The following is a 19655-nucleotide window of genomic DNA, read 5'->3' as shown; positions in this document are numbered from 1 at the left end:
GCTCAGCTGGCGAGGGCCGGGTTGGCGAGCACCGCCTCGAGCTCCTCCCGCCAGGGGGCCAGGCCGAAGCGCTCGAGGTGTTCCAGGTAGTACCGGACCCCCGCGCGCAGGTTCTCGCGGAACGCGGCGAGGTATTCCGGGGTGCGCTCTTTTTCGCTGCCAAACCGGCCGCGCTTCAGGTCCTCGAGGTAGCCCTGATACAGCCGCAGCTCCTTGATGAAGACGTGGGGGCGATCCGGGTCGAGGGGAAGGGCCTTGCGCCCGTAGATGTGGTCGACCATCTCCTCCAGGGTGTACTGGCCCTTGAAGTAGGCCAGGTTGGGGCCGGGGCAGACCGAGACCGCGGCCTCGGGCATCTGCGGCTCCAGGGAAAAGCTCAGGTGCGCGGCCTCGGCGAGCCCCACGCAAAGGCACTGCTTTTCCAAAACGCGCTCGATCGCGGTCGCCTTCTCGGTTTCGGTTAGGTCGCTGGCCTCGATCTCGCGCAGCTTGCGGTATTGATAGTTGCGGCTCGCGGTACAGATCGGCTTCTCGGTGAACTCGTTGTTGAACTCGAGGTGCCCTTTGGGGCAGGGGCTGCCCGGCTTGCCCTTGAGGTACCAGTCCCACATCTGCCGTGCCATCGGCGCGTCCTTGAGGCTATGGAAGGGCACCCCGAGCGGCGAGGCCCCGGAGAGGTAGAGGTCCTCCTCTCCGGCCTCGGAGAGCTTCGTGCGCGTGGCCTCGTCGACCACGGTGACCTCGGGCACGAGCAAAAAGGGCGAGCCCCAGCCCACCGAGTCCAGGCCGTAGACCTCCTGCAAGAGCCGCTGCTCGAAGGCGGTGCCCACGCCCCCCTGGGCGGTGACCCGGAGCGGTGGCGGTTCCTTGGGCAGGGGTTGTTTGAGCTTCTTCAAAGCCGCGGCGTAGATCCCGTAGAGCGTCTCCACCAGCTCGTCGCGGCGGCGCCGGAACTCCTCCAGGATGGGGCCCATCAACACCCCCGGGGTGGCGAAGGCGTGGCCCCCGCAGTTGAGCCCCGACTCCAGGCGGAACTCGCTCACCCAAAGCCCCTTCTTGGCCAGGAACTTGCCCTGGGTCAGGGCGCTTCTGAAGTCCGAAACCTTGAGGATGATCTCCTTCTTGGCACGCCCGGCCTCGTTCATGAAGAAGTCGGCGAAGGTCGCCATGTAGGAGTAGAGCCTGGGGTTGAACCCCGCGGAGAGACAAAGCCCGCCTTCCGCGCGGCTGGTGGCGAAGCCCCGCAGCGCCGCGTGGGCGTCGTTGAACTCGGTCGGCAACGCCTCGCGCCCCACGTAGTTGGCCTTGTCCACCTTGGTCATGATGTTGGCCTCGATGCGGCCGGGGCGGAGCCGGCTGCGGGCCGCTTCTGGGGGCAGCCGCTTCAGGGGGTGGTCCTCGGGCAAAAGGCGCAGCGCGCGCAGGGCCTCAGGCCCTTTCTTCACCTTCCGAAAGCGCTCGGCCACGACCTCGGCGAGGAAGTCCATGTAGGCGCGGACCCGCCGGGCCCGGGAGTCGTTCTTCAGGTCCTTGGGGATTGCCCGGTAGGGCAGGCCAAGCTGCCGCGACCAGGCGGCGCGAACGCGCTCTAAAAGGTCGTCGTCGACGATCGACGCGACCGAGTTGATCCCCAGCGGGGCGACCCTGAGCGGGGTGTCCACGGAGAACGAGGTCCCCATCACCGGGATGTGAAAGCGGTGCATGCCTAAGGGTAGCAAACCCCCGGATGAAAAAGAAAGCGAGGGCCACAAAGGGCCCTCGCTTTTTGGAGCGGGAGACGGGACTCGAACCCGCGACCTTCTGCATGGCAAGCAGATGCTCTACCAACTGAGCTACTCCCGCCTGCCGTCGATCATTTTGCCAAAGGCGCGGGGGTTTTGCAAGGGGCGCGGGCCGCGCCCGTAGGGGCGATCCCTTTACAGGGCTTTGTTCCGTTCAACATAGAGCAGTCCGAGGGCATCGAGGAGCTCGTTGGTGTTCCGGTTGGAGCCCCAAATGGCGGTTAACGTGAGGGGGGCTGCCGGATGCCGTAGGCGGTCGCGACCACCGCCGCTTCCACCCGGTTTGAAACCCCGAGCTTCTCGTAAAGTCGCTGGATGTAGGTCTTGACCGTGTGCTCGGAGATGCCAAGGGCCTCGGCGATGGCCCGGTTGGAGTGGCCACCGGCGATCAGGGTGAGGACCTCCCGTTCGCGCCTGCTCAGCTGGGGCAGGTTGGGGGCGGGACGGTGGCGTAGCGCCCGGAGGGCCTTGGGGGTCACCTTGGGGTCGAGCACCGCCTGGCCCTCCGCCACCCGCCGGATGGCCCGGGCCAGCTCCCCGGGCTCGGTGCTCTTGAGCAGGTACCCCGAGGCCCCGGCCTGAATGGCCAAAAAGAGGTCCTCGTCGCCCTCGGAAACGGTCAGCACCAGCACCGCGACCCGCCCGGCCAGCCGCCTTGCGGTCTCCACACCGCCGATGCCCGGCATGTGCAGGTCGAGCAGCACCACGTCGGCGGGGTGGCGTTCGAGCAGCTCGAGGGCCTGTTCACCGCTGGCGGCTTCGGCGGCCAGCGCGAAGCCCTCGTCCTCCAGGACGCGGGCGAGGCCCCGGCGAAAGAGGGCGTGGTCGTCGACCACCATGACCCGGATCATCGTTCCACCGATCGCGCGCCGATCGCGCGGGGAATGCGGACCGTTACCGTGGTGCCCCGCCCGGGATGGCTCTCCACCGCGAAGGTTCCCTTGAGCTCCTCGACCCGCTCGCGCATGATGCGCAGTCCGTGGTGGCCCGCCGCGTGCACGCGGCGGGGATCGAACCCTACGCCGTCGTCCCGTATCCGGAGCGTCAGGCCGGAGCCCGTTTCGGTGATCCGCACCTCGACGCGCCGGGCCTTGCCGTGGCGGGCGGCGTTGGTGATGGCCTCCTGGAGCACCCGCACGAGCTGATCCTTGGCGGACGCGGTCAGCTCAAGCCGCGGGGGAAGATGGGTTTCTACCGTCAGCCCCTCGCGCTGGGCCAGCCGCTGGGCGACCCGGTGCAGGTAGTGCACCGGGTCCTCCTCGGGCTTGGGGGTGGCGTTTAAGTCCTCGATGCCGCTGCGCACCCTTTCGTAGATCGAAAGGGCGTAGCTCGCCGCCTCGGTGAGCTCGGGGTAGAAGCGCTCGAGCCGGCGCAGCTCGAGATGCAGCGAGGCCAGGTCCTGGGCCAGGCCATCGTGCAGCTCCCGGGCGATGCGGCGGCGTTCCCGCCAGATCAGCGCCGAGGTGGCTTCGCCAAACTCGGAGAGCAGGGCCGCCTGGGTGGCCACCACCTCCAACAGCTGGTGGTCGCGCCCCCGTAGGGTGAGGGGAGCGGGAAAGGCCAGCGCCAGCACCTTGCCCCGCCCCGCCCGCAGGAAGGCCATCCGCCCTTTCCGGTCGCTGCCGGAGCGCTCGTCGTCGTCCTGGGGGGGCGGGGGGATATCGGAACCCACGGCAAGGAGGGGGGTTTTCCCATCCCCTTCCCGGTAGATCGCCGCCCCCACCGCGCCGAGTACGGGGAGGACGCGGGCCAGGAAGCGGGGGGCGGCGGCCTCGAGGTCGTGCACCGCCCGGAAATCCTGCCCGATGTCGCGAAGCGCGGAGAGGGCCTGACCCTGGGCCTTTTGCCCCCACCAGGCCATGGCCACCTCGCTGGCCAGGGCCTGGAGGCTTTGCTGGGTGGTGGGGTCCCAGCGGGGTCGATCGAACCAGAAGAGACCGAGCACCTCGGGACCGAAGGTAATGGGCAGGCAGCGCCATCCAGGGGAAAGGGCGCAGCGGGGCTCCTGGCAGCTCAGGCAGGGGGCCTGACCGATTTGAACCTCGAGCGCGGGATGACCCTGCAGGCTGCCGGAGGCACGCGTCCAACCCTGCCCCTCCTCGCTTGCGTACCAGAGGATCGCCCCGCCCTGCGCCTCGCTGAGCTGGACGGCCAGGGTGAGCAGGGGCTGGGCGACGTCCTCGATCCGTCGCGCGCCGGCCAGCAGGCGGCTGGCGGTGTGCAGGGCTTCGATCTGACGGTTTCGCTTGGCGTGCGCCTCGCCCTCGCGCTCGGCCCGCTCCACGCTTCGCCCAAGCCAGCCCAGGATGACCCAGGCAACCGTCGGCCCGATCACCCCGTAGACGATCAGCTCGGAGTCGAGGTGCAACCGGGGGGAGAGGTTCTGGGCCACCAGGTGGTGCAGCGCCACCACCACCGCCATGGCCAGCACCAGGGGGGTTCGCAGCCGAGCTATCCTTCGATGACCCGCCGTCATGACCCGTGCTTCCCAGTTTAGGGGCTTGGCCCGGCTGGCGCTACGCGTCGGGTCGCCAGGCTGTCCCCCGTTCGAGGGACATATGTCCCCAATACGTCGGATTGTGGCTGGGCCGGCCGTTCCTCCATAACAGGAGCGGGAAACCTTGTTGCGAGGAGGCATCCATGACCCAGGGTTCCGTGAGCGTGTTACCGAGATCGCCTTCGCTGGCTTCGGCCTTCGTCCTCTTCGTCGCTTTGGCCTTGCTGGTCACCTGGCTGGCCCGCCAGCAGTCCCCGCTGGTCGAGGACGCGGGGCCGGGGATGCAGGTCATCGTTTTAGAGGACTACCGCTTTTTGCCCAAGCGCTTCGTCTGGCGGGCCGGTGAGACCGTCACGGTCAAGCTGGTCAACGCGGCCCTGCCCCCCACCGGCCACGAGCACGAGATCATGATCGGGCAGGCCCCCTTCCTGCGCTCCACCGAGCTCGGCCTCCTCCCCGGACACGGCTTCAACGTCCCCTTCTTCGGAGCCACCCCGATCGAGGTCCTCGACGCCAAGGGGGTATCGATGGTTATGGCCCCCAACCTCAAGGTGCGGGGCGGTGACCTCGAGCCCATGCCGATGGGCGGCATGGGCTCGTCGGAAGGAATGGGGATGCCGGGTATGGCACCAAAGCCAGAGGAAACGATGGCCGGTTCGCCGGCGATGGAAGGCGACGCGATGAACATGGGCGGTATGGCCATGGCCATGCAGATGTACGTGGGCAGCTGGCTGAGCAAAGAGGAGCGGATGGACCTCATGAAGGACATGGCCGAGATGCACGGCGACAACATGTTCCTGATCGAACCCGGCGGTTACCTCACGCTGCGCTTTACCGTCCCCGACAAGCCGGGGCTCTGGCAGATCGGCTGCTTCGCCGGTGAGGGGGCGCACTATATCGCCGGCATGCGCGCCGTGCTCCAGGTCGTCGGGGAAGAAGGGGGGCACTGATGCAACCCGAGCGCGCGCGCGACTGGCGCAATCTGGCGATTTTGTGGGTGGTCTTTGGCGCTCTGTCTAGCCTGGTTCTCGTTCCCTGGATCATTCGCCGCTACCCGCCGACCTACGCGCTTGAGGGCGAGGTCTCCGACGAAGCGGTGTTCTTCCTCCTCTACTTCGCGGTGACCGGCTTCGTCCTCATCGTGGTTTCCCTGGTTTACATGGTGCTTCGTTTTCGCGAGCGCTCCTCCCGGGAAACGGGGGATGTCGGCGGGCGAGTGCACCCCCTTTACGTCTTCTTGTGGGTGGGCCTGAGCGCTTTGCTCAACATCACCTTCGTGATCTACCCGGGGGTCTACGGCCTAGAACGGATCGCCCGGTCCGCCCAGGTCAAGGATCCCCTGGTGGTCGAGGTGACCGCGTTGCAATGGGGCTGGAAGTTCAGCTACCCCCAGCTGGGCCTGGAGGATCAGGAAGAGCTGGTTCTGCCCAAGGGGCGCACGGTCAAGTTCGAGGTCACCTCAAAAGACGTGATCCACAGTTTCTGGGTCCCCGCCTTTCGTCTGAAGGTGGACGCCGAGCCGGGACGAACGAACGTGGTCTACATTACCCCCACCGAAGAGATCGCCAGCGATGAGGACCCCCGGCTCCGGGTGCAGTGCGCCGAGCTCTGTGGCCTGGGCCACGCCTGGATGCGGGCACCGGTGCGCGTGGTCTCGAAGGCGGCGTTCGCCGAGTGGGTGCAGGCCAGGGGCGGGACCCTGGGCCGGGCTTTGGCTAAGGAGGGTGAGTGATGGCGGTTCAGCCGGTTCGAACGTCCGAGCACACGTTTTTCGGGGTAACAGGCTACCTTTGGCGGGCGCTTTTGTGGGGCGGCATCGGCTTTTTCCTCGGGGCCGGCCTGGTGGCTTTGGTCCTGGGCGATCGCCCCTACAGCGATCGGGGCCTCGTGGTGGGCTACCTTTTCGGCCTGGTGGGCTGGCTTTTGGGCGGCGGGGCGCTGGAGGCCTGGGTCAAGCCCTGGTTTGGCCTGCCCGCAAACTACGACGAGGGCAGTGGCATCGCCCGCTACTTCCGTTTCAACACCGATCACAAGGTCATCGGCATCCAGTACCTTTGGGCCAGCGCCTTCGCCTTTTTGGTGGCGGGAACGATGGCCATGCTCATGCGGGCCGAACTCCTGAGCCCCGCCCTCGACTTCTTCGCGAGCCCCCAGACCTACAACGCCGTCGTCGCTGTTCACGGCAGCTTGATGATCTTCGCCGTCGCCGTGGTGGCCATCGTAGGGGGGTTCGGCAACTACTTCGTCCCCTTGATGGTCGGCGCCGACGACATGCCGTTCCCCTACGTCAACGGGATCTCCTGGTGGTTCGTCATTCCCGGCGTGCTGGCCTTCGCGCTGAGTCCGCTCTTGGGCGGTAGCGAGGCAGGGTGGACGGGGTACGCCCCCCTCTCCGTCCAGGGCCCTTCGGGTGGGGTGCTCTACTTCCTCGGGGCCTACACCCTGGGCATCTCCTCGGTGCTCACCGCGGTTAACGTGATTGGCACGGTCCTTTACAAGCGGGCACCCGGCCTCACCCTCTGGCGTCTGCCGATGTTCGTGTGGGGCATGGTGGCCACCTCGTTTTTGAACCTGCTCTGGGTCCCGGTGATCGGCACCGCCATGCTCATGGGGGTGCTGGATCGCACCGTTCCCACCGGATTTTTCCACCCCGAGACCGGGGGAATCCCGCTGGTCTGGCAGGACCTCTTTTGGCTCTTTGGGCACCCCGAGGTCTACATCATCATCCTCACCGCCTGGGCGCTATGGCTTGAGATCCTCCCGGTCTTCGGCCGCCGTAGCCTGGCGGGGTACGGCTGGGCGGTGGCGGGGTTTTTGGGGGTGGCCCTGTTGAGCTCGGTGGTCTGGACCCATCACATGTTCACCACCGGTCTCAACGACCGCTGGATTCCCTTCATGACCACCACCGAGCTGATTTCCATTCCGACGGGGTTCATCTTCATGGTCGCGCTGGCCACCCTGTGGCGGGCCAGGATTCGCCTCGCGGCCCCGATGCTGCTCGCGCTCATGAGCATGGTGAACTTTCTGATCGGCGGCACCACCGGCATCTTCCTGGCTGACGTCCCCTCCGACCTGATGATGCAGGACACCTACTTCGTGGTGGCCCACTTCCACTACACGATCATCGGGGGCATGGTCTTCGCCTGGCTGGCCGCGCTCTACTACTGGTTTCCCAAGTACGCTGGCCGGATGTACGACGAGACGCTGGCGAAGATCGCCGCCTGGTGGGTGTTCATCGCGTTTAACCTGACCTTTTTCCCCATGCACATCGCGGGCATCGAGGGGATGAACCGGCGGATCGCCGAGTACCTGCCCTACCTCCAGGGAATCAACCAGTGGATCAGTGTCTGGGCCTTTTTGCTCGGGTTGGGCTTTTTCCTCCACCTCGTCAACCTGGTCTACAGCTGGATCTGGGGGGCCAGGGCACCGGACAACCCCTGGGGCGGCAAGACGCTGGAGTGGCAGACCAGCTCCCCGCCCCCGCACCACAACTTCGAGAAGACTCCGGTGGTCCAGGGCAGCTTTTACGCTTACGGAAAGGAGGAAGGCTGATGCACGAGGCCAGCTCCCCTGCTGCGCGCGCAAGAGAGGTGCGAATGTACCGTGGCACCTTCATGCTCCTCGTCTTCGCCGAAGCGGTGGCCTTCGTGACCGTGTTCGCTTCGCGGTTTCTCTATACCGGGACCGGCAACCCGCTCGGGCTTGGCGCCCTGCCGCTCTTGATCGCTGCCGTGCTGTGGGCGGGGTGGTTCTTCGCGCGGCAGGGTCTGGGGGCGTTGCGGAAAGGGGAGGTGGCGCGCTCCGTCGGGCTACAGGGCTGGGGGGTAGCGTTGGCCTGGGTCGCGGTGGGGCTTTTGATCGCGGACCTCTTCACCGTGGGTCTTCCCGCGAGCGAGCCCTACGCCTCCCACTACTACCTCGGCGAGGGTCTGCACCTGCTGCACGCGCTTGCCGGCGCGATTGCGTTGAGCGCGCTCTGGTCGAAAACCCGCCTGGGGGGTCTGACGCCCGACAACACCTGGGTTTTGGAGGCGGGAGCGTTGTTTTGGGGTTTCGTGAGCCTGGTTTGGCTGGCCTTCGTGTTGGTCTTCCTGGTGCTGTAGGAGGTGAGGATGGTTTCCTGGTGGCCGTTTTGGATCGGGTTTTCCCTCCTGATGTTCCTGGTCTTTGCCTTATGGTTCTACAGGGTGGCCGAAAGTGAAGAAAAGGGCCCCGATACGAGCGCGTGATCGGATCAGCGCCCTTCCTCGATCTCCACGATGGACCCGGCCGGGTCCAGAAGCCGTAGCCGCCCGCCTTCCTTGGTCAAGGCGCGGTTCCAGGCGCGCAGATGGGGTTCGAGCCGGGCCAGCGTCCCTGGGGGCACCCGCCAGGTGTAGCCGATCAGCCCGGTCGCGTGGGGCGGGGCACGCCGCTGCCCGGCCCAGGTGTTCGCGCCCACGTGATGGTGATAGTTCCCCGCGGCGAAGAACAGCGCCCCGGGGTAGTTCCGCTGGGTGACGGAAAGCCCCAGGTCGCCGGCGTAGAAGGTTTCCGCTTCGGCGAGGTCGGGCACGTGGAGGTGGACGTGCCCAAACCGGGTGTCGGGGGGCAGCGGAGCGTCCTCGGGCGCTGTCTCGACGAGGGCCTCTAGGTTCAGCGGCACGGTGAACATGAGCACCCCCCGGCGGTCCTTGGGGCGGGGCCAGGTGCCCTTGGGTTTGTCGCGATACAGCTCCACCCCGTTGCCCTCGGGATCGCGCAGGTAGAGGGCCTCCGAGACCCCATGATCGGCGGCGCCCTCGAGGGGGATCTGGGCCGCGTTGAGCCGACGCAGGACGGCCCCGAGGCGTTTGCGATCGGGGAGCCGCAGGGCGACGTGGTAGAGCCCCACCGTGGGGTAGGGGCGAAGCGGTGCGGTGGGGTCGTGCACGAGCTCGAGGGTGAACCCCCCACCGGGAGGGGCGAGGCATAGCGTGCCCCCTGTCCGGGTAGTCTCCTCAAGGCCCAACACGTCGCGCCAGAAGGCGAGCGCCGCCTTCAGGTCGCGAACGCGCAGGGAGAACCCCGTCAACCGCGACGCTGCGGGTAAAGCAAAGGTCATCGGTCCGCCTCCTCTTCTAGCCTATCCGACCCGGGGCGCGGTTAGACTCGAACGCATGGCCGGAAATGACCTGCCGCGGCTGGTCCTCGCCGCCCCCGCCTCGGGGTCGGGCAAGACCACCGTCGCCGCGGTGCTGGCGGCCGCGTTGCGTGCCCGGGGGATGCGCGTTCAGCCCTTCAAGGTGGGGCCGGACTACATCGATCCCACCCACCTCTCGGCGGCCGCGGGACGGACGGCGCGGAACCTGGACGGGTTCTTTCTGGAGCCTCCGGAGCTCCTCGAGGTCGTTCGCCGCGGGGCCAGGGGGGCGACGCTGGCCCTCGTCGAAGGGGTCATGGGCCTTTTCGACGGCAAGGACCCACTGGGCCGGGTGGGTTCGACCGCGCAGGTGGCCGGCCACCTGCGCGCCCCGGTGGTCTTGGTGGTGAACGCCGAGGCGATGGCCGGTTCGATCGCCGCGCTGGCCAAGGGGTTTCGTGACCACGATCCCGGGGTCTGGCTCGCCGGGGTGATCGCCAACCGCGTGGGGTCCCCGGGGCATGCCGAGATTCTGCGCACGGCGCTTTCCACCGCGGGGATTCCCTTTTATGGCTACCTGCCGCGGTCGGAGGCGCTCTCCCTGCCCGAGCGGCACCTGGGCCTGGTCCTCGCCGGGGAGGCGCGGCTCAGTCCGGAACGGCTCTTGCCCCTCGCCGAGCACCTGGACCTCGACGGCCTCTTGCGGCTTGCGCGCTCCGCCCCGCCGCTTCCTTCGCGGCCGCACCGGCTGCCCACTGAGCCGAGGCCGCCCCAGGCTGCGATCGCGATCGCCCAGGACCGGGCCTTTGGCTTCTACTACCCGGAGGCGCTCGAGCTCTTGCAGCTGCTGGGCGCCGAGCTCGTCCCTTTTAGCCCGCTCGAGGACGCGGCGTTGCCCGAGGGGGTGGGGGCGGTTTGGCTGGGGGGCGGCTACCCCGAGCTTTACGCACGGGATCTTTCCCAAAACAGGGCCATGCGACGCGCGCTCCGCGCCTTCGAGGGGCCGATCTACGCCGAATGCGGCGGGCTGATGTACCTCTCCGAGTCGCTCCTCACCGAGGAGGGCCGGTTTCCCATGGTGGGCCTCGTTCCCGGCGTGGCCCGGCTGGGCACCAGGCCGATCCTCGGCTACCGCGAGGTCCAAGCGTTGAGGGACAACCCCCTGGCCCAAAAGGGCTGGGTCCTCAAGGGCCACGAGTTCCACTACTCCACCCGGCCGCCCTCGCCCCAACCCGCCTGGCGCCACGCTCAGGGCGTCGAGGGCCACACCGACGGCCGGGTCCTCGCAAGCTACGTGCACCTCTACCTTCCCGCCGCGCCCGACGCGGCCCGGCGCTTCGTGGAACGCGCCGCCGGCGGGGAGCGGCCGGGCTAGCCGCGCAGGCGGGCTTCGATCAGGGCGCGAACCTTGTCCGGGGGCGCGGTGCCCCGGGTGGCCTTCATCACCTGGCCCAGGAGGGCGTTGATCGCCTTGGCCTTGCCCGCCTTGATCTCCTCGACCACCTTGGGGTTGTCCGCGATCACGCGCTCCACGAGCTCGATCAGCGCCCCCTCGTCGGTCACCGCCTTGAGGCCCCGGGCCTCGACCAGGGCCTCGGGGTCCGCGCCCGCGATGACCTCGGGGAGGATCTCCTTGGCCGCGCGGCCGGTGATCGTCCCCGACGCGACGAGGCGCACCAGCGCGGCCAGGGCGGCGGGGGTGAGGGGGACCGCCTCGAGCTTCTGCCCGCTCGCGGCCAGCCGGCCCCGAACCTCGGCCATCCAGTGGGCGAGCTTCTCCGCCGGGGCGCCGAGGGCCAGGGCCTCGTCGAAGAACGCCGCGGCGAAGACGTCGAAGGCGATCCGCTCGGCGTCCTCCCGGCGCACCCCGAGGGCCAGGTAGCGGGCGGCCTTCTCCGCGGGGAGCTCGGGCATCGCCGCCTTGAGCGCCTCGAGCCGGGAGGCGGGGATCGTCAGCGGCGGCAGGTCCGGCTCGGGCATGTAGCGGTAGTCGGACTCGGTCTCCTTGGTGCGCATGACGAAGGTCTTGCCGCGTTCCTCGTCCCAGCCCAGGGTGGCCTGCTGCACCCGCCCGCCGGTCTTGAGGATCTTGGTCTGGCGCTTGATCTCGAAGAGGATCGCCCGCTCGACGCTCTTGAAGGAGTTCAGGTTCTTGATCTCGACCTTGGTCCCCAGCGCGCCGTCGCGGCCGCGCAGGGAGACGTTGACGTCGGCCCGCATCTTGCCCGCTTCGGGGCTGGCGTCGGAGACGCCAAGGGTGCGGGCGATCGCCTGGAGGTGCTCGAGGAAGGCTCGGGCCTCCTCCGGGCTTTGAATCTCGGGCTCGGTCACCAGCTCGACCAGGGGGGCGCCGGCGCGGTTGAGGTCCACCAGGGTGGCGCGCTCGTCGTCCTCGGGGTGCAGGCTCTTGCCCGCGTCCTCCTCCAGGTGCAGGCGCTTGATGCCGATGCGGCGGCCCTTGACCTCCAGGTAGCCGTGCTCGCCGATGGGCCGGTCGTACTGGCTGATCTGGTAGTTCTTCGGCAGGTCCGGGTAGAAGTAGTGCTTGCGGTGGAACTGGGTGGTCTCGGGGATTTCGCAGTGGAGCGCCAGGGCCAGCTTGAGGCCGTGTTCGATGGCCGCTTCGTTGGCCACCGGGAGGCTGCCGGGGAGCCCCAGGCAGACCGGGCAGACGTGGGTGTTCGGGGGATCCCCGTAGGCCAGGGTGCAGCCGCAGAACATCTTGGTTCGGGTTTTGAGGTGGAGGTGCACCTCCAGGCCGATCACCGGCTCGAACATACGAGCGGCATTATAGCCCTCCAAAAACACGAGCGCCGCGCTTTCCGCGCGGCCTCTTATCTTCAGGATAACGCGGTATGCGGTATGCGTCAAGCCTATGCAGGGGAACCGGGTCCGGACCCGGCCGCTCGGCGGGGTTTTGGGCCTCACTCGGCCTCGAAAAAGCGCCAGAGGCGGCCGTCGTGGGTGAGGATCCAGACCCCCTGCTCGGTGGGCAGCGGGGGGACGTAGACCTCGCGGGGGAGCGGGTGCTCGAAGCGCACCGCGCCGGTCTCGGCGTCGAGGGCGAAGAGGACCCCGGCCTCGTTGACCAGATAGAGCACGCCCTCGGCCAGGCTCAGCCCGGCGGTGACCCGCCCCGCCTCGAAGGTCCAGACCTCGTCGCCGCTTGCCTGATCCAGCGCGTAGAGCCGGCCCGACCAGGAGACCGCGTAGACCTTGCCGTAGCCCACCGCGGGGCTGGCCCAGAGCTCGCCCTCGAGGTCGTAGGTCCAGTCCACCTCGTGGGTCAGGGGGTTGAAGGCGTGGAGCTCCCCCTGCCAGGTGGGCAGAAAGAGCCGCCCGCCGGCCGCGGGCATGTGGGCGTGGATGGGCCCGGTCTCGACCCTGTAGACCAGCTCGCCGCTGGCGGGCTTGAGGGCGTAGACCCAGCCGGACTCGCTGGCCACGAAGAGGAGGCCGCGGTAGAGGGTGGCCCCGGCGGAGAGGTGGCCGCCGGCCTCGAAGGCGTAGCGCACCTTCTCCCCGTCGAAGGCATAAAGCCGGCCGTCGCGGGAGGGGAAGAAGTAAAGCCCCCCGGCCTCGAGGGGGCTTGCGGTGATCTCGGCGCCGGTCTTGAAGAGCCGGGCCCCGTCCCTGTAGACCTGCCCCTCCCAGTCCGCGTAGTAGAGCGCGTCGCTGAAGAGGGGCGGGGCGGTGACCTCGTCCTCGGCGGCCAAGCGCCTGACCTGGTCGCGCTCGACCACCGCCACCCCGCCCCGCCCCAGGGGAACGGCGAGCCGGTCGCCCTTTTGCACCAGCTCCCCGGGCCAGAGGCCCTCGCCGCCCAGGCTGAGGGGCGGGGCGGCGACCAGCCGCTCGGGGCTCAAGGGGCCGGCCGGGTAGTGGCCGCTGCGGGCGGCGCCGGCCCGGGCGGTCTGGTAGGCCCGCTCGGTCAGGGCGTGGGCGATGCGGGAGAGGCGGCGCCTGGCGGCGCGGGCGCTGGCCGGGCGCTCCTTTGGCGCCTTGGCCAGAAGGCGCAGGGTCAGGGCTTCGAGCGCCGCGGGGATCGCCGGGTTCTTCTCCCGGGGGGGCGTCGGCGGCTCGTAGACGTGCTTGTAGAGCACCGCCTGGTCGTGCTCCCCGCTAAAGGGGGGGCTGCCGGTGAGGGCCTTGTAGAGCACCGCGCCGAAGGCGTAGAGGTCCACCGCCGGGGTCAGCGCCTCGCCGGTGGCCTGCTCCGGGGCCATGTATTGCGGGGTGCCCAGGGTGACCCCGGTGCGGGTCAGGTCGGCGCTGGCGTCCCGGAGGTAGGCCAGGCCGAAGTCCATGACCTTGGCGTGGCCCTCGGGGGTGGTGAGGATGTTCGCCGGGGTGAGGTCGCGGTGGATCACCCCCTTTTGGTGCAGGTGCTCGAGGGTATCCAGGACCTCCAGCGCGGCCTTGAGCAGGCGCCGCCCCTCGGCCCCCTCCTCGAAGGGGCCGAGCCGGTCGAAGGGCCCGCCCTCGACCAGCTCCATGACGAAGTAGAGCCGGCCTTCTTCTTCCCCCAGGTCGTGGATCGCCACCACCCCGGGGTGGGAGAGCCGGGCCAGGGCGCGGATCTCGCGGGCGAAGCGGGCGCGCTCGGTGGGGTGGACGTGGCCGAAGAGGAGCTTGATCGCCACCTCGCGCTCGAGCCGCTCGTCCCAGGCGGCGAAGACCTCGGCCATGCCACCCTGGCCGAGCGGCCGCACCAGGCGGTAGCGCCCGCCAAGCCGCTGCATTGCGCTAGGCCTCTTCGTCCTCTTTGAGGGCTTGGATCAGGTCTTCGACCGCCAGGTTGCCGGACTCCAGCTCGCGGGCGATCTTCTCGATCGCCAGCCGCACCACCTCGGACTTGGAAACCAGCCGCTCGGGGCTTGAGAGCTCGTAGGCGGCCTTGGTTAGGAGGGCGTCCTGCTCCTCGCTAATCACGACCTGCAAACGTTTTTTCTCCTTCTTGGGCATCGGGCCTCCGGGCGCTTCATTTTAGCACCAGGCGCGTTTTGTTGACAACGACGCATGGGCGCTCGATAATGCATATGAGTAAGTTGAGCAAGTTGCTCAACGAAGCCGAAAGGGGCCCAGGGTGAATGCCGCGCTCATCATAAACGGAGGCCGTCCGCTGGAGGGTGAGATCGAGGTCAGCCCGGCGAAGAACGCCGCGCTGCCCATCATGGCCGCGAGCCTGCTCACCGACGAGCCGGTGACGCTCAGGGGGGTGCCCCGGTTGCGGGACATCGAGGTCATGCTCGAGCTCCTCGGGCACCTTGGAACCCAGCACGCCTGGGAGGGCGACGCGCTGCACCTCTACACCCCGAGGATCCTGCGCACCGACGCTCCCTACGAGCTGGTCTCGCGGATGCGCGCGAGCTTCATCGTCTGGGGGGCGCTGCTCGCCCGGGCCGGCGAGGGACAGGTCTCGATGCCCGGGGGCTGCGCCTTTGGCCCCCGGCCGGTGGACCTCCACCTGATGGCCCTCAAGCGCATCGGGGCCCACGTGGTCGAGGAGGGCGGCGCCTTCTACGCCGAGCGCCGCGGCCCCTTCCGCGGCCGGGTGGTCTTCGACGTGCCCACCGTCGGCGGCACCGAGCAGGTCCTTTTGGCCGCGGCGCTGGGCGCGTCCGAGGTCACGATCGTCAACGCCGCCCAGGAGCCGGAGATCTGGGACCTGGCGCGGTTTTTGACCCGCATGGGGGCGAAGATCCGGGGCGCCGGCACCAGCTTCATCGAGATTCAGGGCGTGCCCCGGCTCAAGGGCGCCGAGCACCGGGTGATCCCGGACCGCATCGAGGCCGGCACCTACCTGCTCGCGGCGGCCGCGACCCGCGGCCGTGTGCGGCTTTTGAACGCCTGGCCGGAGCACCTCGACGCGCTTTTGGAAAAGCTCAGGGAGAGCGGCCACCGCCTGAGCGCCGGGCGCAACTGGATCGCGATCGAGGCCACCCCCGAGCCCCAACCCTTCAACCTCGAGGCCCGCGAGTACCCGGGCTTCCCCACCGACCTGCAGCCGATCGCCGGGGCCTACCTGGCCACGGTCCCGGGCACCAGCCTGGTCACCGATCGGGTCTACCCCGACCGCTTCACCCATGTCGGCGAGCTGGCCCGGATGGGGGCCGACCTGAGCCTCAACGACCGGGTGCTGGCGATCCGCGGCAAGCCGCTGATCGGCGCCGAGGTGCGGGCGTACGACATCCGCGCGGGGGGCGCGCTCCTGGTCGCGGCCCTGGCCGCCCGGGGGCAGAGCCGGATCGAGGGGCTCGAGCACATCGCCCGCGGCTACGAGCAGCCGGTGGAAAAGCTCCGCGCCCTGGGGGCCGAGATCGGCCTCGAGGGGCCCTGGATGGCGAGCGCCGCCGACTAAAGCGCTCCCGGCCGGCCGACCACCGCCGCCGCGGCCCTGCTCGCGGCGGCGAGCGCGGCGGCGACCACCGCTTTCGGCGGGCGCCGCCCGGGCACGAGCCAGCCCGCCCGGTCCAGCGCGGCGACGAGGGCCGCAAAGAACGCGTCCCCGGCCCCGGTGGGGTCCACCACCCGCACCGGCCGGGCCGGCGCCCTGAGCACCGCCTGGCCCAGGAAGGCGAGCGCCCCCTTTTCGCCCCGGGTGAGGACGACGAGGGGCACCCGTCGCGCCAGGCGGCGGGCGAGCGCGAGGTGCGCGCCCCCGAGCCAGCGGGCGTCCTCCTCGGAGAGCTTGACCAGGTCGGCGTGGGCGGCGATCCGGGGAAACCGCGCGCGGTAGGCCTCGGGAAAGCGCGCCGGGCGCACGTTGGGGTCGAGGGCCAGGTACCCCGCCTTGGGAAGCCCCACCGTCCCCAGGGCCAGCGCCAGGGAGCCGAGCAGGTAGGCCCGGGCCGGGGGCAGGGGGATCGTCTCGAAAAGGGTGCTCCCCTCGGCGCAAAAGCGAAAGCCCTCGGGCTCGACGAGGGCCAGCGGGGTGGGGCGGTCGCTGCGCCTTCCCAAAAAGGCCACCCCGTCGGCGCTGAGCCCCTCCATCAGCCGCGCGCCGTGGCGGTCGCTGCCGATCACCCCGGAAAACCCAGCTCGCACCCCGGCCCGGCCCAGGTGCCGCGCCCAGTTGTAGGGGGCGCCGCCGGGAAAGAGCCGGTAGCCCTCCCCCTCGGGCAGGGCGTCGACCAGCGCTTCCCCGGCGGCGAGGATCATCCCTTGACCGCTCCCGCGGTGAGGCCGGCGATGATCCGTTGCTGGAAGATCAGCACCAGCAGGATCAGGGGCACGGTGACGATCACGCTCGCGGCCATGATCTGGGCCCAGGGCAGCTCGTACTGGCTGGCCCCACTAAAGAAGGCGATCGCCACCGGAACGGTGCGGGCCCGGTCGTCGATGGTGAAGGTCAGCGCGAAGAGGAACTCGTTCCAGGCCCCGATGAAGGCCAAGAGCCCGGCGGTCACCAGCCCCGGGGCCATCAGGGGCAAGAGGACGTAGAAGAGGACCTGGGTCGGGGTGGCCCCGTCGACGTAGGCCGCCTCCTCGAGCTCGATGGGGATCTCGCGGACGAAGTTGGTCAGCACCCAGACGGTGAAGGGCAGGGTGAAGATCATGTAGGAAAAGATCAGCGCCCCCCAGGTGTTGTAGAGCCCGAGCGCCTTGATCAGCACGTACATCCCCCCGAGCACGCTGATCTGGGGAAACATGCTCACCGCGAGGATCGCGTAGTAGACCGGCCGCTTCCCGGGAAAGCGAAAGCGCCCGATCGCGTACCCGGCAAAGCTTCCGAGCAAGAGGGCGAGGAGGGTCGTGGTCCCCGCGACCACGGTCGAGTTGAGGAGGTTGCGCCCGAAGGGCTGCATGGTGAAGACGTCGCGGTAGTTCTGCCAGCGCGGGTGGGTCGGCCAGTAGGTGACCGGGGTTTGGAAGAGCTCCTGGGGGCTCTTGAGGGAGCTGACCACCGCCCAGTAGAAGGGAAAGACCAGATAGACGAAGACGACGAACACCAGGAGGTAAAAGAGCACCGGTTTGAGGACCCGCCAAAGCCGCATCAGTCCACCTCCACCCGCAGCGTGGTCAGGTAGAGGACCACGAAGATCGCGATCACCAGGAAGATGCCCGTGGAGAGGGCGGAGCCGTAGCCGAGGTCCCCGAAGTCCACGAGCTGCTGCCGGGCGTAGACCGACATGCTCATCGTCGAGGGGTTGACCCCGCTCATCACGTAGATCACGTCGAAGACCCGGAGGGCGTCGAGGGTGCGGAAGATCAACGCCACCAAGAGGGCGGGCACCAAAAGCGGCAGGGTGATGAACCAAAACTGCTGCACCGGGCTGGCTCCGTCAACGGTCGCCGCCTCGTAGAGCTCGAAGGGGATCGATTGCAGCCCGGCCAGGAGCAAGAGCGCCATGAAGGGGGTGGTCTTCCAGACGTCGACGGCGATGATCGCCGGGAGCATCAGGTGGGGGTCGGCGAGCCAGGCCACGGGTTTTTGGATCAGGTGCAGGCGCAGCAGGAGGTCGTTGATCACCCCGTAGACGTCGTTGTACATCCAGCGCCACATCTGGGCGCTGACCACGGTGGGGATCGCCCAGGGGATGAGCATCGCGGTGCGCATCAGCCCCCGCAAGGGGAAGCGGGCGTTGACCAGCACCGCGATCCCCAGGCCCAAGAGGGTCTCCAGGCTGACCGAGACCACGGCGAAGATCACGGTGTTCTTGACGCTGATCCACCAGTAGGCGTCCTGGACCATGTAGGCGTAGTTGGCCAGGCCCACCCACTCCGGGCGCAGCGGGTAGTCGAGCAGGTTCGCCTGATAAAAGGAGAGCTGGACGGTGCGAAAGAGCGGGTACGCGGCGACCGCGAGCAGGACCAAGACGGTGGGGAGGAGGAAGGTCCAGGCGATGCGGGCGCGGCGGGCGGCGAGGGTCAAGCGTCGGGGCATGCCACCTCCAAAAGGGCCCGGGGGTTAGCCCCGGGCCGAATCGGGTCGAAACCTTTGCGGTTGCACCACGGTGCGGGGGCCTACCAGCCCTTGCCCTTGATGCGCTTGAGCTGCATCTCCAGCTGCTGGAGCGCCATCTCCGCGGTGGTCTTGCCCTCGAGGACGGTGTGCACCGCGGTCCAGAACGCCGAGGAGACCTGGTTGTACTTCTTCTTGGTCTGGGCGCTGGGACGCGGCACCGCGTTCACGAAGACGTCGTAGAGCCGGCCCATGAAGGGCACCGCGCTGAGCACGTCGGGGTCCTTGTAGAGCGCCGGACGGGTGGGGAGGTAGCTGCCGTAGATCGCCCGCCGCTTTTGCTCGTTGTAGCTGGTCAGGTAGAGGATCAGGTCCACCGCCTCCTGCTTGTGCTTGGAGAAGCGGTTCACCGCGAGCTGCCAGCCGCCGAGCGTCGCCGCGTGGCGGCCCTCGGGGGTCGCCGCCTTGGGCAGGACGGTGACGTCGAACTTGCCGCGGATCGGGCTTTCAGGGCTGTTGCCCAGCGCGTAGGCGTAGGGCCAGTTGCGCATGAAGGCAGCGTTCCCGGCCTGCCAGACGCCCCGCGCCTCCTCCTCCATGTAGGCCAGGACCCCCGGCGGGCTGATCGTGTTCACCCAGGACCGGGCCATCTTGAGGGCCGCCGCCGCGCGGGGGTTGTTCACCGTGATGTTCCCCTTCTCGTCGACGATCGTCCCCCCGCCGTAGGAGTAGATCCACTCCAGCGCGTCGCAGGTCAGGCCCTCGTAAGGCGCCCCCTGCCAGACGAAGCCCCAGAACTTGGGGTTGGTCTTGCGCTCGCCGGCCTGGATCTTCTCGGCCATGGCCTTGAGCTCGTCCCAGGTCTTGGGCGGCCCGCTGAAGCCGTACTTCTTCAAGAGGTCGGTGCGGTAGTAGAGGATGCCGGCGTCGGTGAACCAGGGCAGCCCGACCAGCCGGCCGTCGACGGTGTTGGCCTTGATCAAGGCCGGGAAGAAGGCCTCCTTGACGTCGGGGTCGATGTACTGGTTGAGGTCCACGAAGAACTCGCCGAGGATGCCCGGCCAGATGACGTCGATCATGTAGACGTCGACGTCCGGGCTGCCGGCGGCGAGCTGCTGCTGGTAGAGCGCGAGGCGGTCAGTGGTGGACTTCGGCGAGGCCAGGACGCGCACCTTGTTCCCGGTGCGCTTGGCCCAGGCCTCCGCCCCTTCCTTACAGAAGTTGTACCCCTTGCCGACCGAGCCGCAGGAGATCGTCACCGTGACCCCCTGGGCCAGGCCCGTTCCCAAAAACGCCAAGCCCACGAACGCCAAGAGCGCCTTGAACCACTTACCGATTCGCATACGCCACCTCCTTTTGGTTCCGGAAGCT

The 19655-nt window shown here is 68.6% G+C and carries 17 protein-coding genes and 1 tRNA gene; 6 read left to right on the top strand and 12 right to left on the bottom strand.

From position 1 onward, the window contains the following. Positions 1-2: 2 nt before the first annotated feature. The 4 genes from ACZ48Y_RS07050 to ACZ48Y_RS07035 form a co-directional block, all read right to left on the bottom strand. Entirely contained in the window at positions 3-1703 is a 1701-nt protein-coding gene (locus ACZ48Y_RS07050) for a hypothetical protein (RefSeq protein WP_464739820.1), read from the bottom strand. Between the two features lie 63 nt (positions 1704-1766). Continuing rightward, positions 1767-1842, bottom strand: a tRNA-Gly gene (locus tag ACZ48Y_RS07045). A gap of 160 nt (positions 1843-2002) precedes the next feature. Next, complete coding sequence (locus ACZ48Y_RS07040) at positions 2003-2632, bottom strand: response regulator (protein WP_464739818.1); 630 nt, start codon at positions 2630-2632, stop codon at positions 2003-2005. Then, the gene (locus ACZ48Y_RS07035) at positions 2629-4257 is read right to left on the bottom strand and encodes a sensor histidine kinase (protein ID WP_464739816.1); all 1629 of its coding nucleotides are present in this window, start codon (positions 4255-4257) and stop codon (positions 2629-2631) included. Before ACZ48Y_RS07035 ends, ACZ48Y_RS07040 begins: the two co-directional genes overlap by 4 nt. A gap of 164 nt (positions 4258-4421) precedes the next feature. On the opposite strand from ACZ48Y_RS07035, the gene ACZ48Y_RS07030 reads away from it, so the two are divergent. Genes ACZ48Y_RS07030 through ACZ48Y_RS07015 form a run of 4 tightly spaced genes read left to right on the top strand, consistent with a single transcriptional unit; the run spans position 4422 to position 8381 of the window. Continuing rightward, positions 4422-5228, top strand: coding sequence for a hypothetical protein (locus ACZ48Y_RS07030; RefSeq protein WP_464739814.1), 807 nt, complete (start codon positions 4422-4424; stop codon positions 5226-5228). Further along, complete coding sequence (coxB, locus tag ACZ48Y_RS07025; RefSeq protein WP_464739812.1) at positions 5228-6010, top strand: cytochrome c oxidase subunit II; 783 nt, start codon at positions 5228-5230, stop codon at positions 6008-6010. Before ACZ48Y_RS07030 ends, coxB begins: the two co-directional genes overlap by 1 nt. After that, on the top strand, positions 6010-7830 hold the full coding sequence (locus tag ACZ48Y_RS07020) for a cytochrome c oxidase subunit I (protein ID WP_464739810.1): 1821 nt from the start codon (positions 6010-6012) through the stop codon (positions 7828-7830). Before coxB ends, ACZ48Y_RS07020 begins: the two co-directional genes overlap by 1 nt. Before the next feature lie 44 nt (positions 7831-7874). Continuing rightward, complete coding sequence (locus tag ACZ48Y_RS07015) at positions 7875-8381, top strand: hypothetical protein (RefSeq protein WP_464739808.1); 507 nt, start codon at positions 7875-7877, stop codon at positions 8379-8381. A gap of 131 nt (positions 8382-8512) precedes the next feature. Here ACZ48Y_RS07015 and ACZ48Y_RS07010 read toward each other — a convergent pair whose 3' ends face one another. Next, complete coding sequence (locus ACZ48Y_RS07010; RefSeq protein ID WP_464739806.1) at positions 8513-9361, bottom strand: VOC family protein; 849 nt, start codon at positions 9359-9361, stop codon at positions 8513-8515. Positions 9362-9416: 55 nt separating this feature from the next. On the opposite strand from ACZ48Y_RS07010, the gene ACZ48Y_RS07005 reads away from it, so the two are divergent. After that, on the top strand, positions 9417-10754 hold the full coding sequence (locus tag ACZ48Y_RS07005) for a cobyrinate a,c-diamide synthase (RefSeq protein ID WP_464739804.1): 1338 nt from the start codon (positions 9417-9419) through the stop codon (positions 10752-10754). Here the strand turns inward: ACZ48Y_RS07005 and gatB are convergent. The 3 genes from gatB to ACZ48Y_RS06990 form a co-directional block, all read right to left on the bottom strand. Continuing rightward, the gene (gatB, locus tag ACZ48Y_RS07000) at positions 10751-12157 is read right to left on the bottom strand and encodes an Asp-tRNA(Asn)/Glu-tRNA(Gln) amidotransferase subunit GatB (RefSeq protein ID WP_464739802.1); all 1407 of its coding nucleotides are present in this window, start codon (positions 12155-12157) and stop codon (positions 10751-10753) included. The two genes, ACZ48Y_RS07005 and gatB, sit on opposite strands and share 4 nt — an antisense overlap. Before the next feature lie 146 nt (positions 12158-12303). Continuing rightward, positions 12304-14121: a protein kinase domain-containing protein gene (locus ACZ48Y_RS06995; protein WP_464739800.1), complete on the bottom strand. Its 1818-nt coding sequence runs from the start codon at positions 14119-14121 to the stop codon at positions 12304-12306. Between the two features lie 4 nt (positions 14122-14125). Then, positions 14126-14344 carry a transcriptional regulator gene (locus ACZ48Y_RS06990; protein WP_464739798.1) on the bottom strand — a complete coding sequence of 73 codons (219 nt, stop codon included), beginning with the start codon at positions 14342-14344 and terminating at the stop codon, positions 14126-14128. Positions 14345-14465: 121 nt separating this feature from the next. Here ACZ48Y_RS06990 and murA point away from each other — a divergent pair, with 121 nt between their 5' ends. Continuing rightward, a complete protein-coding gene (gene murA / locus ACZ48Y_RS06985; protein WP_464739796.1) occupies positions 14466-15740 on the top strand; it encodes a UDP-N-acetylglucosamine 1-carboxyvinyltransferase in 1275 nt (424 codons plus the stop codon). Here murA and ACZ48Y_RS06980 read toward each other — a convergent pair. The 4 genes from ACZ48Y_RS06980 to ACZ48Y_RS06965 form a co-directional block, all read right to left on the bottom strand. Then, positions 15737-16540: a PfkB family carbohydrate kinase gene (locus tag ACZ48Y_RS06980; protein WP_464739794.1), complete on the bottom strand. Its 804-nt coding sequence runs from the start codon at positions 16538-16540 to the stop codon at positions 15737-15739. The genes murA and ACZ48Y_RS06980 overlap by 4 nt on opposite strands. After that, the gene (locus ACZ48Y_RS06975; protein WP_464739792.1) at positions 16537-17376 is read right to left on the bottom strand and encodes a carbohydrate ABC transporter permease; all 840 of its coding nucleotides are present in this window, start codon (positions 17374-17376) and stop codon (positions 16537-16539) included. The genes ACZ48Y_RS06980 and ACZ48Y_RS06975 overlap by 4 nt, the downstream gene beginning before the upstream one ends. After that, positions 17376-18266, bottom strand: a complete 891-nt coding sequence (locus ACZ48Y_RS06970) for a carbohydrate ABC transporter permease (RefSeq protein WP_464739790.1) — start codon at positions 18264-18266, stop codon at positions 17376-17378. Before ACZ48Y_RS06970 ends, ACZ48Y_RS06975 begins: the two co-directional genes overlap by 1 nt. An 80-nt stretch (positions 18267-18346) precedes the next feature. Then, complete coding sequence (locus ACZ48Y_RS06965; protein WP_464739788.1) at positions 18347-19627, bottom strand: ABC transporter substrate-binding protein; 1281 nt, start codon at positions 19625-19627, stop codon at positions 18347-18349. Positions 19628-19655: the final 28 nt, after the last annotated feature.

The organism is Rhabdothermus arcticus (assembly GCF_055382915.1).
Note: the sequence above shows the minus strand (reverse complement) of the source record. Positions and strands in the feature narration are given on the sequence as shown.